The 15,808-nt window shown below is 66.5% G+C and carries 15 protein-coding genes; 6 read left to right on the top strand and 9 right to left on the bottom strand.

Features of this window, described 5'->3' with window-relative positions:
- Positions 1-25 precede the first annotated feature (25 nt).
- The 4 genes from L2U69_RS01315 to L2U69_RS01300 all read right to left on the bottom strand — a co-directional run bounded on the left by L2U69_RS01315 (position 26) and on the right by L2U69_RS01300 (position 4,254).
- A complete protein-coding gene (locus L2U69_RS01315) occupies positions 26-787 on the bottom strand; it encodes an amino acid ABC transporter ATP-binding protein (protein WP_236104545.1) in 762 nt (253 codons plus the stop codon).
- Between the two features lie 16 nt (positions 788-803).
- Positions 804-1,919: an amino acid ABC transporter permease gene (locus tag L2U69_RS01310; RefSeq protein ID WP_236104544.1), complete on the bottom strand. Its 1,116-nt coding sequence runs from the start codon at positions 1,917-1,919 to the stop codon at positions 804-806.
- 15 nt (positions 1,920-1,934) lie between these two features.
- The gene (locus tag L2U69_RS01305; protein ID WP_236104543.1) at positions 1,935-3,080 is read right to left on the bottom strand and encodes an amino acid ABC transporter permease; all 1,146 of its coding nucleotides are present in this window, start codon (positions 3,078-3,080) and stop codon (positions 1,935-1,937) included.
- A gap of 157 nt (positions 3,081-3,237) precedes the next feature.
- Entirely contained in the window at positions 3,238-4,254 is a 1,017-nt protein-coding gene (locus L2U69_RS01300) for an amino acid ABC transporter substrate-binding protein (RefSeq protein ID WP_236104542.1), read from the bottom strand.
- Positions 4,255-4,486: 232 nt separating this feature from the next.
- On the opposite strand from L2U69_RS01300, the gene metC reads away from it, so the two are divergent.
- Entirely contained in the window at positions 4,487-5,674 is a 1,188-nt protein-coding gene (gene metC / locus L2U69_RS01295; protein WP_236104541.1) for a cystathionine beta-lyase, read from the top strand.
- Positions 5,675-5,730: 56 nt separating this feature from the next.
- On the opposite strand, the gene L2U69_RS01290 is transcribed toward metC, so the two are convergent.
- Both L2U69_RS01290 and L2U69_RS01285 read right to left on the bottom strand, forming a co-directional pair.
- Positions 5,731-6,561: an SDR family NAD(P)-dependent oxidoreductase gene (locus L2U69_RS01290; protein ID WP_236104540.1), complete on the bottom strand. Its 831-nt coding sequence runs from the start codon at positions 6,559-6,561 to the stop codon at positions 5,731-5,733.
- Positions 6,562-6,640: 79 nt separating this feature from the next.
- A complete protein-coding gene (locus tag L2U69_RS01285; RefSeq protein ID WP_236104539.1) occupies positions 6,641-7,114 on the bottom strand; it encodes a Fur family transcriptional regulator in 474 nt (157 codons plus the stop codon).
- 72 nt (positions 7,115-7,186) lie between these two features.
- On the opposite strand from L2U69_RS01285, the gene hisI reads away from it, so the two are divergent.
- Complete coding sequence (gene hisI, locus L2U69_RS01280; protein ID WP_236104538.1) at positions 7,187-7,579, top strand: phosphoribosyl-AMP cyclohydrolase; 393 nt, start codon at positions 7,187-7,189, stop codon at positions 7,577-7,579.
- Positions 7,580-7,628: 49 nt separating this feature from the next.
- On the opposite strand, the gene L2U69_RS01275 is transcribed toward hisI, so the two are convergent.
- Genes L2U69_RS01275 through L2U69_RS01265 form a run of 3 tightly spaced genes read right to left on the bottom strand, consistent with a single transcriptional unit; the run spans position 7,629 to position 11,144 of the window.
- Positions 7,629-8,936: a D-arabinono-1,4-lactone oxidase gene (locus L2U69_RS01275; RefSeq protein WP_236104537.1), complete on the bottom strand. Its 1,308-nt coding sequence runs from the start codon at positions 8,934-8,936 to the stop codon at positions 7,629-7,631.
- A complete protein-coding gene (locus L2U69_RS01270) occupies positions 8,923-10,203 on the bottom strand; it encodes a hypothetical protein (protein ID WP_236104536.1) in 1,281 nt (426 codons plus the stop codon). Before L2U69_RS01270 ends, L2U69_RS01275 begins: the two co-directional genes overlap by 14 nt.
- On the bottom strand, positions 10,200-11,144 hold the full coding sequence (locus tag L2U69_RS01265) for an ABC transporter ATP-binding protein (RefSeq protein ID WP_236104535.1): 945 nt from the start codon (positions 11,142-11,144) through the stop codon (positions 10,200-10,202). Before L2U69_RS01265 ends, L2U69_RS01270 begins: the two co-directional genes overlap by 4 nt.
- A gap of 130 nt (positions 11,145-11,274) precedes the next feature.
- On the opposite strand from L2U69_RS01265, the gene L2U69_RS01260 reads away from it, so the two are divergent.
- The 4 genes from L2U69_RS01260 (at position 11,275) to L2U69_RS01245 (ending at position 15,806) form a co-directional block, all read left to right on the top strand.
- Positions 11,275-12,330: a saccharopine dehydrogenase family protein gene (locus L2U69_RS01260; protein ID WP_236104534.1), complete on the top strand. Its 1,056-nt coding sequence runs from the start codon at positions 11,275-11,277 to the stop codon at positions 12,328-12,330.
- A 192-nt stretch (positions 12,331-12,522) separates the two neighbouring features.
- A complete protein-coding gene (locus L2U69_RS01255) occupies positions 12,523-13,533 on the top strand; it encodes an ABC transporter ATP-binding protein (RefSeq protein ID WP_268967198.1) in 1,011 nt (336 codons plus the stop codon).
- Positions 13,534-13,567: 34 nt separating this feature from the next.
- Positions 13,568-14,860, top strand: a complete 1,293-nt coding sequence (locus L2U69_RS01250; protein ID WP_236104533.1) for an ABC transporter substrate-binding protein — start codon at positions 13,568-13,570, stop codon at positions 14,858-14,860.
- A gap of 73 nt (positions 14,861-14,933) precedes the next feature.
- Positions 14,934-15,806, top strand: a complete 873-nt coding sequence (locus tag L2U69_RS01245; RefSeq protein WP_236104532.1) for an ABC transporter permease — start codon at positions 14,934-14,936, stop codon at positions 15,804-15,806.
- The last annotated feature ends 2 nt before the right edge of the window (positions 15,807-15,808 follow it).

Here is a 15,808-nt window from a genome sequence, read left to right as displayed (position 1 = left end):
CGCCGGCGGCGCCGCGTTTCCCGGATCAGTGCAGGATCTGCGACAGGAACAGCCTGGTGCGGTCGCTGCGCGGATTGGAGAAGAATTCGTTCGGCTCGTTCTGCTCCACGATCTCGCCCCGGTCCATGAAGATCACCCGGTTGGCGACCTGGCGGGCGAAACCCATCTCGTGGGTGACGCAGAGCATGGTCATGCCCTCTTCCGCCAGCGACACCATGGTGTCGAGCACTTCCTTCACCATCTCGGGATCGAGGGCGGAGGTCGGCTCGTCGAACAGCATGATCTTGGGGCTCATGCACAGCGAGCGGGCGATCGCCACGCGCTGCTGCTGACCGCCCGAAAGCTGGCCGGGGAACTTGTCCGCCTGCTCCGGGATGCGCACCCGGGTCAGATATTTCATGGCGATCTCTTCCGCGTCCTTCTTCGGCATGCCGCGCACATAGATGGGCGCCAGCGTGCAGTTCTGGAGCACGGTCAGATGCGGGAACAGATTGAAGTGCTGGAACACCATGCCGACCTCGCGGCGGATCTCGTCGATCCGCTTCAGGTCGTTGGTCAGCTGGATGCCGTCGACGATGATCTTGCCCTTCTGGTGTTCCTCCAGCCGGTTGATGCAGCGGATCATGGTCGATTTGCCGGAACCGGACGGGCCGCAGATGACGATGCGCTCGCCCCGGAAGACCGACAGGTTGATGTTGCGAAGCACGTGGAACTCGCCATACCACTTGTTCACGTCGACCAGTTCGACGGCGAGCTTTTCCGAAGCGGCGGGATTTTCGGTGGTCATCGGTCGGGGCACTCCGTCACTTGCGGTGGCTGGTGTCGAGGCGCTTCTCGATACGGAGCGAGACGCGCGACATGGCGAAACAGAAGATCCAGAACATGAAGGCGGCAAAGACATAGCCTTCCTTCTCGAAGCCGATCCAATTGGCGTCCTTGGTGGAGACGCGGATGATTTCGAGGACGTCGAACAGGCCGACGATGTAGACGAGGGTCGTATCCTTGAACAGCGAGATGAAGCTGTTCACGATCGACGGGATCACCAGCTTCAGGGCCTGGGGCAGGATGATCAGGATCATCATCTGCCAATAGCGGAGCCCCAGCGCCGCCGCGCCCTCGTACTGGCCCTTGGGCACCGCCTGCAGGCCGCCGCGCACCACTTCCGCCATATAGGCGGCGGTGAACAGGGTGACGCCGACCAGGGCCCGGAGCAGCTTGTTGAAGTTCATGCCCTCGGGCAGGAACAGCGGCAGCATGACCGAGGCCATGAACAGCACCGAGATCAGCGGCACGCCGCGCACCACCTCGATGAAGACGACGCAGGCCGAACGCACGATCGGCATGTTTGAGCGCCGGCCCAGCGCCAGCACGATGCCGATCGGGAAGGAGGCGACGATGCCGGTGACCGAAACCACCAGGGTCACGGTCAGGCCGCCCCATTTCGCGGTCTCGACCTCTTCCAGGCCGAAATAGCCGCCCGAAAGCAGGAAGAAGGCCAGCACCGGATAGAGCGTGAGCAGGAACAGCACCGTCCACTTCCGCGCCTTCGACGGGAAGACGGTGGAGATCAGCGCCCCGAAGCCGATGACGAAGGTCGCGATCGGCCGCCATTGCTCGCCGTCCGGATAGAAGCCGAACAGGATCTGGTTGAAGCGCATCTTGATGAAGGTCCAGCACGCGCCGTCGGCCCCTTCGCAGGCCGAGCGGTCGGTGCCCGACACCGTGGCCGAGAGGAACAGCCAGTCGAGCAGCGGCGGGATCGTCACATAGAGCAGATAGACCGAGAGAACCGTCAGCAGCGAGTTGAACCAGCCGTTGAACAGGTTGGCGCGCAGCCAGCCGACCACGCCGACCGTATTGGCCGGCGGCGGCTGGGCGGGCGTCGGGGTGAAGACGATGGGGTCGGATGCGTTCGACATGATGTTCCCTCCCCCTTACCGTTCCACCAACGCCTTGCGGGCGTTGTACCAGTTCATGAACAGGGAAATGAGCAGGCTGAAGGTCAGATAGACCGCCATGGTGAGGGCGATCACCTCGATCGCCTGGCCGGTCTGGTTCAGCACCGTGCCGGCGACCACGGCCACCAGTTCGGGATAGCCGACCGCGGCACCCAGCGACGAGTTCTTCAGCAGGTTCAGATATTGGCTGGTCAGCGGCGGGATCATGACCCGCAGCGCCTGGGGAATGACCACGAGGCGCAGCGTCAGGCCCTGACGGATACCCAGCGCATGGGCCGCCTCGCTCTGGCCCTTGGAGACCGCGAGAATGCCGGAGCGCACCACCTCGGCGATGAAGGACGCCGTATAGAGCGACAGCGCGAACAGGACCGCCATGAATTCGGGGATCATGACCACGCCGCCCTGGAAATTGAAGCCCTTGAGCGCCGGATATTCCCAGGTGAAGGGGACGCCGGTGACGAGGGCCGCCAGCACCGGCAGGCCGATGATGACGGCGAGCCCGACCCAGAAGGAATGGAACTGCTTGCCCGTCGCCATCAGGCGCTTCTTGGCCCAGATCGAGACGGCGACGGCGATGGCGATGCCGAGGATCAGGGCCACCGGAATGGTCCAGAAGCCGTCCTCCATCACCGGCGCCGGCCCGTAGAAGCCGCGCTGGTTGAGGAAGAAGACGTCCATGATCGTGTAGGAATCGCGCGGCCCCGGCAGGGCGCGCAGCACCGCGAAATACCAGAAGAAGATCTGCAGCAGCAGCGGGATGTTGCGCAGGGTCTCGACATAGACGGTGGCGAGACGCGCGACGATCCAATTGTCCGAAAGCCGGGCGATGCCGACGACGAAGCCGACGACGGTGGCGATCACGATGCCGATCGCCGAGATCAGCAGGGTGTTCAGCAGGGCGACGACGAAGGCGTCGCCATAGGTCGCCGACTGGCTGAAGGGGATGAGCGACTGGATGATGTCGAAACCGGCGGGCTGCTCCAGGAATCCGAAACCGGATGCGATGTTGCGGCTGGCCAGATTCTGCGTCGTGTTGTGGAACAGGTACCAGCCGACGAACACCACGAGTCCGAGCAGCACGACCTGGAAGACGATCGACCGGACGGCCGGATCGTTCATCATCGATGTTTTTTGGGTATCACCCGCGGCAGCGCCGTCTTTCGCCATCTTTCACCCCCGCACACCCCACGACACCAGTGGGGCCCCAAAAGCGACGCGGCGCATCCCGAGGTCTCCCCCTGAATGCGCCGCGCTTGTTTCCGTACTCGGCCGTCCGCGATCAGCGGAAGGGCGGAGCGTACTGCAGGCCGCCCTCGGTCCAGAGGGCATTGATGCCGCGATCGATCTTCAGCGGCGAACCTTCACCGACGTTGCGCTCGAACGCCTCGCCGTAGTTGCCGAGCTGCTTGACGATCTGATAGGCCCAATCGTTCGGCAGGCCCATCGGGGTGCCGAACTCGCCCTCGGCGCCGAGCAGACGCTTCACCTCGGGGTTCTTCGACTCCTTCATCTCGTCGACATTGGCCATCGTGACGCCGTATTCCTCGGCCGCGACCATGGCGTAGAGCGACCACTTCACGACGTTGAACCACTGGCTGTCGCCCTGGCGGACGACGGGGCCCAGCGGCTCCTTCGAGATGATTTCCGGCAGCACCATGTGGGCGGTCGGATCCTCGAGCGCGATGCGGGTCGCGTAGAGACCCGAGGCGTCCGTCGTATAGACGTCGCAGCGGCCCGAGTCATAGGCGGCGACCGCCTCCGAGTTCGAACCGAGAGCGACCACGGTGTATTCCATGCCGTGGGTCTTGAAATAGTCGGCGAGGTTCAGTTCGGTCGTGGTGCCCGTCTCGGTGCAGACCGAGGCGCCCGCCAGTTCCTTGGCGCTCTTGATGCCGAGGTCCTTGCGCACCATGAAGCCCTGGCCGTCGTAATAGGTGACGCCCGTAAACGAAAGACCCTGAGCCGTATCGCGGTTCAGGGTCCAGGTGGTGTTGCGCGACAGCATGTCGACTTCGCCCGACTGCAGAGCGGTGAAACGCTCCTTCGCGGTCAGCGGCGTGAACTTGACCTTGGTGGCATCACCGAAAACCGCGGCAGCCACCGCCTTGCAGACGTCGACGTCGAGGCCCGAGTAGTTGCCCTTGTCGTCCGGCGCCGAGAAGCCAGCGAGGCCGGTGCTCACACCGCACTGTACGAACCCCTTCTCCTTCACGTCGTCGAGCGTAGCGGCTTGGGCTGCGGTCACCGAACCGAGCGCGAGCATCGCGCCGATCGTGAACTGGCTCAGCTTGTTCATATCAGAAAGCCCCCTTTGGCTGTGGCCGTGGCCGATATTTGTCTCGATGCAAATCGGTCACGGCCAACACGCTAGCAGCCATTCGCGCGCCTTGCCAAGCCGTTATGATCACTTTTTGTGCGCCGCAACAGTGACTTGGCGGAACCGCCTGAAATTTGGGCGCGCCAATACCGGCGACAGGGCGGGCACCCTTGCGCTATCAACGGTGGATCGATCCAAGGAGTCCTCACCCGTGTCGCGCAAGAACCGCCCCGATACCGACGTCATCCACCTGGGCCGGCATCCGGAAGAACAGAAGGGCGCGGTCAACCCGCCCGTCTATCACGCCTCGACCGTCCTGTTCCCGACCCTCGACACGATCGAGGCCGCGCAGAGGCCGAGCGACGATCCCCGCCGCATGGTCTATGGCCGGCGCGGCACGCCCACCAGTTTCGCCCTTTCGGAGGCGGTCGCGGGCATCGAGGGTGGCGCCGGTTGCGCCATCACCCCCTCGGGCCTCGCGGCAGTCGCCATCGCCCTCCTGGCGGTTCTCCAAAGCGGCGACCATCTGCTGATGGTCGACACCGTCTACGGCCCGACCCGCAACCTCTGTAACGGCATGCTGCGCAAGCTCGGCATCGAGACGACCTATTACGATCCGCTGGCCGGCGCCGGCATCGCGACGCTGATTCGCCCGAACACAAGGGCCATATTCATGGAGAGCCCGGGCTCCTTGACCTTCGAGGTCCAGGACGTGCCGGCGATCGTCGGCGCCGCCAAGGCCGCCGATCACGAAGTGGTCACCCTGATCGACAACACCTGGGCCTCGCCCTATTTCTTCAAGCCGATCCTGCTCGGCGTCGACGTCTCGATCCAGGCCGGCACGAAATACATCGTCGGCCATTCCGACGCCATGCTCGGCACCGTTTCGGCCAATGAGGCCGTGTTCCCCCGGATCGAAAAGGCGGCGGGCGACCTCGGCATCCTGACCGGGCCGGACGACATGTATCTGGCCCAGCGCGGGTTGCGCACCCTGGCCGTTCGCCTGGCCCGCCACCAGGAGACGGGGATCGCGCTCGCGCGCTGGCTCCAGGCAAGGCCGGAGGTGAAGCGCGTCCTCCACCCCGCCCTGGCCGAGGATCCGGGCCACGCGCTGTGGAAACGTGACTTCACGGGTGCCAGCGGCCTCTTCGGCGCCCTGCTGCACCCGATCTCGCGGGACAAGCTCGCGGCCTTCCTCGACGGCCTCGAATGTTTCGGCATGGGCTGGTCCTGGGGCGGCTACGAGAGCCTGTGCATTCCCCAGCACCCGGAGAAACTGCGCACCGCCCGCCCCTGGACCGAGGACGGCCCCCTGCTCCGCTTCCACGCCGGGCTGGAAGACGTCGCCGACCTGATCGAGGATCTCGAAGCCGGCTTCGCCCGGATGGCGGCGGCCTGATCTCGACCTCCTGCACCGTCATCCCGGCGAAGGCCGGGATGACGGTCTGTGGGTGGTCAGATCGGATCGCCCCATGGCGCCGGCCAATCCTTGCCGAAGAGTTCGGCATCGGCATTGTCGACCACCGGATTGAGCGCCAGTTCCGAGCCGCCGTCGACCGCGAAGCTCTGGCCCGTGACCCAGGCGGCGCCGGCGAAATAGCGCACCGCCTCGGCGACGGCGCTTGGATCGCCGGGGCCGCCGAGGGGGATCAGCTCCCGCGCCCGATCGGCCATGATCTTCTCGCCGAACATGGATTGGACGCCGGCCGCCCGCGTCATGCCGGGCCGGACGGCGTTCACGGTGACGCCGAGGCGCGCGCATTCCTTGGCGGCGCCGGTCACCAGCGCCTCCAGCCCCGCCTTCGCCGCGCAATAGGGAGTCAGGAAGGTCGAGGGCAGACTGGCGCAGACCGACGAGATGCAGACGATGGCGCCGCCACGGTCCATGCGCGGCAGGGCCTGGCTGATGGCGATGAAGGCACTGGTCAGATTGCGGTCGATCACCGCCCGGAAACTGTCGGCGTCGTGCAGGGCGATCGGCCGATGGCCCATGCTGCCGCCGACCGTGGCGACCACGATGTCAAGCCCGCCGAGGCGCCGCGCCGTCTCCATCGCCCGGGCGACGTCCGCCGGCCTTTCGGCATCGCCGGGCGAGATCGCGACGCGCGTTTCGGGAAAGGCCTCGATCAGGCGGTCGCGTGCCGCCGCCAGTTCCGCCTCGCGCCTCGCCATCAGGACGATCGCCGCGCCGTCCTGCGCCAGCCGCGCCGCGCACGCGAGACCGATGCCGCCGCTGCCGCCCGTGACCACCGCCACCTTGCCCGTCAGGGATGTTTCCGCCCGCATCTCGCCCTCCCGTTTGACGGCAGGGTCCGATGATCGCGGAGGACTCGCATCCCCCGGCTGGACTACGACGAGGACAGGATCAGGACGCGGCCCGACAGGCGGCGCAGAGCCCGGTCAGTTCGACCGAGACGGTCTGCACGGCGAACCCCTGAGCGGCGGCGCGCGCCACCAGGTCGTCGACGGCATGGGGATCGCCCAATTCCGCGACTTCGTTGCAGCCGGTGCAGATCATGAACTGGCCGGCATGGGCGACCTGGGGATGGCTGCAGCCGACGAAGGCATTGAGGGAGGCGATGCGGTGCACCAGCCCCTGCTCGATCAGGAAGTCGAGGGCGCGATAGACGGTCTGCGGCGCGACCGTCTTGCCGCCCGCCTCGCCCAGGCGCGCGACGAGATCGTAGGCCCCGACCGGGCGATGGCTGTCCAGCACCAGTTCGAACACCTGTCGGCGCAGGTCGGTCAGACGGGCGCCACGGTCGGCACAGATCGTCTCCGCCCGCGACAGGGCGTCGGCGATACAATGGCCGTGATCGTGGTCGTGATCGTGCATCATCGCCCCACTATACGGGCTTCGCCCGCCAATGCTAGAACGGCACGTGATAATATCACAGTGGAGATCCGGACCATGCCCTCCGCCGCAGCCATCGACGAATTTCTCGCGACCGTGAGGTTCGACGCCGACGGCCTCGTCCCCGCCATCGCCCAGGCGCGCGAGGGCGGCGAGGTGCTGATGATGGCGTGGATGAACCGGGAGTCGCTGATCGAGACCCTGACCACCGGCCGCGTCACCTATTGGTCGCGCTCGCGCCGGCAATTGTGGCGCAAGGGCGATACGTCGGGCCACATCCAGGTGCTCCACGAATTGCGGGTCGATTGCGACGGCGACACGCTGCTCGCCATCGTCGACCAGACCGGCGCCGCCTGCCACACCGGCGCCCGCACCTGCTTCTTCCGCAAGGCCGACGAGACCGGCCTCGTCGCGGCGGAGACCTTCAGCCCCTGCGGCCACGAACATTGAAAGAGGTCGTCATCCCGGCGCAGGCCGGGATGACGACTTGAAAAACGGATCACCCCTCGAAGATCGCGCGCAGGTGGTCGTTCAGGAACAGGCCCTTGGGGTCGAGGCGGCAGCGTAAAGCGGCGAAACGCTCCCATTCGGGATAGAGCCGGGTGAGGTCGGCGCGTTTCAGAAAATGCAGCTTGCCCCAATGGGGCCTTCCCCGGTGATTGGCGAAGATCGCCGCCATGGCCTCGAAATAGGCGGTGAAATCCTCGCCGGCGAAACGATGGACGGCGATCGTCGCGCTGTCCCTGCCGTGGAACGGGCTGAGCCAGATGTCGTCGGCCGCGACCCGGCGGAATTCGATCGGGAAATAGATGCGCGTGCCGGTACGGCGGAACCACTTGCGGATCTCGGCGATGCAGTCCATTCCCTGCTCGGCCGGCACGGCATATTCCATCTCGTTGAAGCGCACCCAGCGGGGCGAGGGAAAAACCCTCTCCGCATGATCGACATGGACCCCGCCGCCGCCGAGCGCGGCCGAAAGGCGGCACAGGGGCGCGGTCAGGCCCGGCATCAGGCGCGACAGGCGGCCCATGGTCCAGATCGCGCCATTCTCCAGCACCATGGCCTTGACGGCGCGGCGGCGCCGACCGCCCGACGGGGCATCGCCGGTATGGTCCAGGGTTTTCACCACCACCTGATCGGCCATGGGGAACCAGAAGAATTCGGCGTGGTCATGGGCCGCCGCGATCTCGGGGAATTCCGTCGCCACGGCGTCGAGCGGGCGCACCCGGCTCTCCTCCCGCAGGCTGTAGGCGGGCGGGCAATCGAGGGTCAGGGTCGAGAATACGCCGAGCACGCCGAGGGAGACCCGGCCGGCCTGGAACAGGTCGGGATCGCCCGCGGCATCCGCGTCCACCACCTCGCCCGTGGCGGTGACCAGGCGAAAGCCCGAGACCAGGGACGACAGGCAGCCGAAGCGGATCCCCGTGCCATGGGTGCCGGTGCCGACCGCGCCCGCGATCGCCTGGGCGTCGATGTCGCCCTGATTGGCGAGGTTGAGCCCCTTGGCGCGCAACAGCGGGCCGAGCGCCCGAATGGTGGTGCCGGCCCTGACCGTCGCCCGCCCCCCGTCGACCGCGACGATGCCGGCATGGCCGGAAAGGTCGATCTGCGCGCCGTCGGTCACGCAGAGCGGCGTGAAGGAATGGCCCGCGCCGATGGGCCGGAGGTTCCAGCCCCGAACGCCGGCCTCGCGCACGGCGGCCACGATGCCCGTCTCCTCCACCGGGCGGAAGACGGTCGCGGGCGCGGCGCGCTGAAGGCCCGACCAGTTACGCCAGACCGCCGCCACGGCGTCAGGCCCTGGCACGCAGCGCGACCAGACGGGTCGACAGCAGGAAGGCGAAGATCCCGACCTGGATCAGGGGCCCGATCACGCCGATGGTGGCATTGATCACCGTCGCGGGCAGGAAGGCCGGAATCAGTTGGACCGCGCCGCCCGCCTGCAGCAGCGCCGGCACGAGGCCGTAGAGCACCAGCAGATAGATGACCGCCGCCGTATGGCCGCGCCGGGCCCGGGGCCCCAGCACCACATATTGGACCAGCAGCATGTCGCGGATCAGGAACAGGAACACGGCAAGGAGCTGCGGCCCGAGGTTCACGACCGACGGTTGCTGGCTGAGGGTGAAGAGGCCGGCCAGCACGACCACCGGCAGGCCGGCGACGGCGCAGGGCAGATCCGACAGGAAACCCGAAAGATCGCGCCGCCGCAGGCGCTCCAGGAGACGGCGAAGCTGCACCACGCTCTTCGGCTCGATCAGGGCGGCGATCCAGACCGCCGCCACCATCAGGTGATAGGAGATCGCCCCGGAGATCAGCCATTCCAAGCGCGGGAACGTCCCGGGCGCCAGGCCTTCCGTATAGACGGCGATGAAGATCAGGAAGGCGACGAAGGCGAGCGGCCAGTTGCGGTAGAGGAAATCCGCCCGCAAGAGCCGCCAGCAGGCGATCCAGGCCCAGAAGGTCATGACCGCGGTGAAGAACAGGGCGAAGCCGTCGCCCGGGAAATCCACGCCGTACCAGCCGATATCCAGCTTCGCGTATTCGAACAGCGGCGTCAGCTGCACCGAGGCGATGATGCCGACGACCTGCGCCAGCAGGACCTGGAAACGCCGCAGGCCGGTGCCGAGACGCACCTGCACCAGGGTGAACCAGAGCGCCACCGCCTGGGCGAAGAGCGCGGTGACCAGAAGGCGGAGCGGCCCCAGCGGATCGCTCGCCATGCCGCCGACGGCGAAGATCGCGACGATGCACATCAGGCCGCCGAACCAGGCATAGGCGGTGGCGCCGAACAGCTTGCCCACGGTCATGGCGACCGGCCCGATGCCCGACAGGCGCTGGCTGTCCCAGGTCTTGCCCTGAACCTCGGCGGCGACGCCGTCGGCCGCCAGCCGCGTCCCCCACAGCACCAGGATGACCCAGCCCGCGGTGGTCCCCACGGCCGACAGTCCCTCCGCCTCGCCCCACATCCAGCCGAGGGCGAGCAGCAGCCCGACCACCAGCGGCATGATGACGAGACGGGTGGGCGTCAGTTCGAGCCAGAGGTTGCGGCGGAATTCGGGGTTCATGGTGCTCATGACCGGCCCTTCCTCAGCGTCTCGATATAGCGGTCCTGGAGGCTCGAATGATCCTCGGCGAAGCTGGCGACCGGCAGCCCCTGCGCGATCTGATGTTCGAGGAGACGGGCCTGGTCCCGCGGCGTGCCGGCGAATTCGAAACGCGCCATGCGCCCCTCGCCGTCGGCGACGACGTCGCCGATCTCGAAGCCGAGGGGCGGCGGCGACAAGGCGTCCTCTAGACCCGCGACCGGCTCCGCCAGCACGACCCGCAGGCGCACCTGCCGACCGGCCACGGCGGGCACGGCACGCGCGCCGGTCGCCGCATGGTCGACGATGCGGCCCCGGTCGACGATCAGCATGTGGCTCGAATAGTCCTCGAGCTCCGACAGGATGTGGGAGGAGACGACGATCGTCATGCCCTCGGCCTGAAGGCCGAGGATGAGTTCGGCAAGGCCCGCGCGCGCTTCGGGGTCGAGACCCGAGGCCGGCTCGTCCATCAGCAGGATGCGCGGGCGATGAATGATCACCTGGGCGATGGCGAGACGCTGTCGCAGGCCCCGCGACAGGCTGCCGGCGCGTTCCGACAGGCGGTCCTCGATGCCGAGGCGGGCGGCGACGTCGCGCGCCGCGGCATCGCCCGGATCGTCGATGCCATGGGCCGCCGCCCAGTAGCGCAGACTCTGCAGGACCGAGAGATCGTCGTAGAGACCGAAGAATTCGTCGAGGAAGCCGAGCAGGCGACGGGCCCGGCGCGGCTCCTCGGCGACGTCGATGCCATCGAGGCGGATGCGCCCGGCATAGGGCGGCTCCAGGGTCGACAGGCAGCGCAGCAGCGTCGTCTTGCCGGCGCCGTTCGGGCCGACCAGGGCGGTCACCGTGCCGGGCTCGATCCGGAAGCTCACCTCGTCCAGCGCCCGTTTGGCCGGATATTCGAAACACAATCCCTGGACGTCGATCATGCCGGACACTTCTCCCCTGGCGCGACTCCCCCGCGCGGCGAGATTGTCGGCGGCGCGGGCCGGCGACGCAACCTTCGTGCGGCCCGGCCCCGATCATGTTATTGGTCGCCCGATATAGGGGGAGAGAGACATGACCGGGCGGATTCTTCTCTATGGAGCGACCGGCTATACCGGGCGCCTGATCGCCGCGGCGGCCGCCAAGCGTGGCATCGACCTCGTCTGCGCGGGACGCGACGAAGCCGGCGTCGCCGCCGTAGCGGCGCCCCTGGGCCTGCCCCATGTCGCCGCCCCCCTGAACGATCCGGCGGCGCTGTCGCGCATCCTCGACGGCATCGCCATCGTGCTCCATGTCGCAGGCCCCTTCTCAGCCACCAGCCGGCCGATGGTCGATGCCTGCATCGCCAAGGGCGTGCATTACCTGGACATCACCGGCGAGATCGATGTCTTCGAGACCTGCGCCGGCCTCGGCGAGAAGGCTGCGGCGGCGGGCGTGATGCTGATGCCCGGCGTCGGCTTCGACGTCGTCCCGTCGGATTGCCTGGCCGCCCACATGAAACGCCGGATGCCGGACGCGACCCGCCTGCGCCTCGCCATGAGCGGGCTCTCCAACATGTCGCGCGGCACCGCCAAGACCTCGATCGAGGCGATCGCCAAGGGCACCATGGTCCGGCGCGGCGGCCGCCTGACGGAAGTCGCCGGCACGCCCCGGACGAAGATCGACTTCGGCAAGGGCCCGGTCGATGCCATCGGCATCTCCTGGGGCGATGTCGCCACCGCCTTCCACACCACCGCCATTCCCGACATCGAGGTGTTCTTCGAATCGACACCCGAACTGTCGCGCATGCTGGGCCTGCCGGGCGGCGTGCGCCGCCTGCTCGGCACGGCACCGGCGCAATTTCTGCTGAAGCAGATGGTGAACCTGATGCCGGCGGGCCCCGACGCGAAACATCGCCAGACCGCCCGCGCCATCCTGCTGGGCGAGGCGACCAATGCCGCGGGCGAAACCCTGCGCAGCCGGCTGGACGTGATCGAACCCTATGCCCTGACCGCCGAGACCGCCCTGCTGATCGCCGGCAAGGTCGTCGCCGGCGCGTTCCAGCCCGGCTATCAGACCCCCGGCGGCGCCTATGGCCCCGACCTCATCCTCGAAGTGCCCGATTGCCGGCGCGAGGATTTGAACGCCTGACTCGCGCGCGCCGCTCGAATCGCACAAAAAACAGGCGTTAACCAAAAGGCGCCCAATTCGCGATCATTTTCAATTTTTTGAAAATGATTCCGCGATTACGGCGCTGCCACAATTCCCGTTTGCGCTGCAGAATTTCTCTCAAGCAAGGGGTTCCGGGTGCGTGTCCGGAACCGGGGCAAGCTGGAGAGACTCATGGCTATTCGCGACGACAGCAGTGTCGAACTGGTTCAGGTCACCAAAGCCTATGGTGACACCATCGCGGTCGATGCGATCGACCTGAAGATTCCCGCCGGTACCTATTGCTGCCTTCTCGGCCCGTCGGGCTGCGGCAAGACCTCGACGCTCCGCATGATCGCGGGGCACGAGGGAATCAGCGACGGCGTGCTGCGCATCGGCAACCGTCAGATCGAGGACGAACCGCCGGCCAAGCGCGGCACGGCGCTGATGTTCCAGAGCTACGCGCTCTTCCCCCACCTCGACTGCGTCGACAATGTCGCCTTCAGCCTGAAGATGAAGGGTGTCGCCAAGGAGGAGCGGCGCAAGCAGGCCCGCGACATGCTGGCCGTCGTCCACATGGAACAATATGCCGACCGCCTGCCCGCGCAGCTTTCCGGCGGCCAGCAGCAGCGCGTCGCCCTCGCCCGGGCCCTGATCACCCGGCCGTCCGTGCTGCTGCTCGACGAGCCGCTCTCGGCCCTCGACCCGTTCCTGCGCGACCGCATGCGCGAGGAACTGAAGCGCCTGCAGACGGAACTGGGCATCACCTTCATCCATGTCACCCACAGCCAGGGCGAGGCCATGGCGTTGGCCGACATCGCCGTGATCATGAAGGACGGCAAGATCGAGCAGGCCGGACCGCCCCGTCAGGTGTTCAACAAGCCGCGCACCGCCTTCATCGCCCGCTTCATCGGCGGCCACAACGTGGTGAAGGTCGACGACGGCCAGGTCGCGGTGCGCACGGACCGCATCGGCCTCACCCACGCGCCCGAAGGCGACGTGGTGGCCGAGACCGACACGGTCTCGGGCATCGTGCGTTCCATGGAATACCACGGCACCTCGGTGCATCTGCGCCTCGACACCGCGGTCTCGGACGAATTCTACGTCGTCGTCGACGAGGCCACTTTCTACGAGCAGCCGCTCGCCATCGGCGACCGGGTCATCGCGACCTGGAACGCCACCCACGCCCACCCGCTCCAAGCCTGAACCAGCAGCCTAAGACCAGGAAAAGGATCACGACATGACCACGGGTAACAAGACCAAGGGGAAGACCCGCCGTTCGTTCCTCAAGGGCGGCGCCGCCGCCGTCGGCCTCGCCGCCGGCTCGGGCGCCCTGACCGGCTTTCCGACCATCTGGGCCCAGAACATCAAGGACGTCACGCTGCGCCAGTTCGGCACCGGCGTCTCGAACCTGAATGCCATCGCCGACAAGGTGAAGGAAGACCTCGGCTTCTCGCTGGCGATGACCGCCCTCGATTCCGACGCCATCACCCAGCGCGCCGTCACCCAGCCGAAGTCGTTCGACGTCGCCGACATCGAATACTGGATCTGCAAGAAGGTGTTCCCGACCGGCGGCCTGCAGCCGATGGACGTCACCAAGATCAAGTATTACGACAAGATCGTGCCGATCTTCACCACCGGCAAGCTGACGCCGGAATCGGAGATCGCCCAGGGCACCGCGCCCCACACCGTCACCTTCGTCGAGGGCGCGGAGTCGAAGGCCTTCGCGTCCGAGCCGACCCAGTGGATGACCCTGATCCCGACCATCTACAACGCCGACACCCTGGGCATCCGCCCCGACCTGGTCGGGCGGCCGATCGCCAACTGGAAGGACCTGCTGGATCCCGCCTTCAAGGGCAAGGCCTCGATCCTGAACATCCCCTCGATCGGCATCATGGACGCCGCCATGGTCTGCGAATCCATGGGCCTCATGAAGTATGCCGACAAGGGCAACATGACCAAGGAAGAGATCGACAAGACCATGGCGGTGCTGACCGAGGCCAAGCAGGCCGGCCAGTTCCGCGCCTTCTGGAAGAGCTTCGACGAGAGCGTGAACCTGATGGCGTCGGGCGAGGTGATCATCCAGTCCATGTGGTCGCCGGCCGTCGCCGCCGTCCGCGCCAAGGGCATCCCCTGCGTCTATCAGCCGCTCGAGGAAGGCTATCGCGCCTGGGGCGGCGGCCTCGGCATCGCCTCGCATCTGTCGGGGCTCGAGCTCGACTGCGCCTATGAGTACATCAACTGGTACCTGTCCGGCTGGTGCGGCGCCTATCTGAACCGCCAGGGTTACTATTCGGCCGTTCTCGACACCGCCAAGGACTTCATGTCGCCCGAGGAATGGGCGTTCTGGATGGAGGGCAAGCCCGCCGCCGTCGACATCCTGAACCCCGAGGGCAAGGTCATGGAGAAGGCCGGCGCGGTCCGCGACGGCGGTTCGTTCTACGAGCGCATGGGCCACGTCGCCTGCTGGAACTCGGTGATGGACGAGGACCGTTACATGGTCCGCAAGTGGAACGAATTCATCGCCGCCTGATCCAGGGCCGCCTGACCCCGTTACCCGAAAGCCACCGCCACGGCCCCGCGCCGTGGCGGCATGGGAGTGCCTGATGTCCGCCGCCAAGCCCGCTTTGCGCCTTTCCGCCCTCGCCCCCTATCTGCAGGCGACGCCGCTCGGCCTCGTGCTGGCGGTATTTCTGGTCATTCCGATCCTGACCATCGTGATCGTGTCCTTCTGGGACTACGACAGCGTCATGATCTATCCCGATTTCATCTTCCTCAATTATGAGGAACTGCTCGGTTCCCACGTCACCTGGAAGACCTATCTGAACACCCTGAAATATGCCGCCTTCGTCTGGGCCTTTACCCTGGGCATCGGCTTCACGGTCGCCTATTTCGTGGCCTTCCACGTGCGCTCGTCGACCGCGCAGATGGCGCTGTTCCTCGTCTGCACCATCCCGTTCCTGACCTCGAACATCATCCGCATGATCTCGTGGATCCCCTTCCTCGGGCGGAACGGCATCATGAACCAGACCCTGATGGGTCTCGGCCTGACGGACGAGCCGCTGGAATTCCTGCTGTTCTCCGATTTCAGCGTGATCCTGACCTTCGTCTATCTCTATGCCCAGTTCATGATCGTGCCGATCTTCAATTCGATGATGCGCATCGACCGCAATCTGATCGAGGCGGCCCGCGACAATGGCGCCAGCGGCTTCCAGACCCTGGTCAACGTCATCATTCCGCTGACCAAGTCGGGCATCCTCATCGGCTCGATCTTCGTCGTCACCCTGGTCATGGGCGACTTCATCACCGTGCGCCTGATGTCCGGCGGGCAGAGCGCCTCGGTCGGACTGATGATCGCCAACCAGATTTCCCTGCTGCAATACCCGGCGGCCGCCGCCAATGCAGTGGTGCTGCTGATCATCGTCCTGATGATGGTCGCGGCCATGCTGCGCGTCGTCGACATCCGGAAGGAGCTCTGATC

The organism is Zavarzinia marina (assembly GCF_021568905.1).
Lineage (GTDB): Bacteria > Pseudomonadota > Alphaproteobacteria > Zavarziniales > Zavarziniaceae > Zavarzinia > Zavarzinia marina.
The sequence above is the reverse complement of the archived record's forward strand: the minus strand, read 5'-3'. Positions and strand labels throughout refer to the sequence as shown.

Coding starts and splice junctions, on each gene's coding strand:
- L2U69_RS01285 (WP_236104539.1), bottom strand. CDS start 7,114: ATGATGCACGATCACGACCACGATCACGGCCATTGTATCGCCGACGCC.
- L2U69_RS01305 (WP_236104543.1), bottom strand. CDS start 3,080: ATGATGAACGATCCGGCCGTCCGGTCGATCGTCTTCCAGGTCGTGCTG.
- L2U69_RS01270 (WP_236104536.1), bottom strand. CDS start 10,203: ATGAGCACCATGAACCCCGAATTCCGCCGCAACCTCTGGCTCGAACTG.
- L2U69_RS01315 (WP_236104545.1), bottom strand. CDS start 787: ATGACCACCGAAAATCCCGCCGCTTCGGAAAAGCTCGCCGTCGAACTG.
- L2U69_RS01265 (WP_236104535.1), bottom strand. CDS start 11,144: ATGATCGACGTCCAGGGATTGTGTTTCGAATATCCGGCCAAACGGGCG.
- L2U69_RS01300 (WP_236104542.1), bottom strand. CDS start 4,254: ATGAACAAGCTGAGCCAGTTCACGATCGGCGCGATGCTCGCGCTCGGT.
- L2U69_RS01255 (WP_268967198.1), top strand. CDS start 12,523: ATGGCTATTCGCGACGACAGCAGTGTCGAACTGGTTCAGGTCACCAAA.
- L2U69_RS01260 (WP_236104534.1), top strand. CDS start 11,275: ATGACCGGGCGGATTCTTCTCTATGGAGCGACCGGCTATACCGGGCGC.
- L2U69_RS01245 (WP_236104532.1), top strand. CDS start 14,934: ATGTCCGCCGCCAAGCCCGCTTTGCGCCTTTCCGCCCTCGCCCCCTAT.
- L2U69_RS01310 (WP_236104544.1), bottom strand. CDS start 1,919: ATGTCGAACGCATCCGACCCCATCGTCTTCACCCCGACGCCCGCCCAG.
- L2U69_RS01250 (WP_236104533.1), top strand. CDS start 13,568: ATGACCACGGGTAACAAGACCAAGGGGAAGACCCGCCGTTCGTTCCTC.
- L2U69_RS01290 (WP_236104540.1), bottom strand. CDS start 6,561: ATGCGGGCGGAAACATCCCTGACGGGCAAGGTGGCGGTGGTCACGGGC.
- hisI (WP_236104538.1), top strand. CDS start 7,187: ATGCCCTCCGCCGCAGCCATCGACGAATTTCTCGCGACCGTGAGGTTC.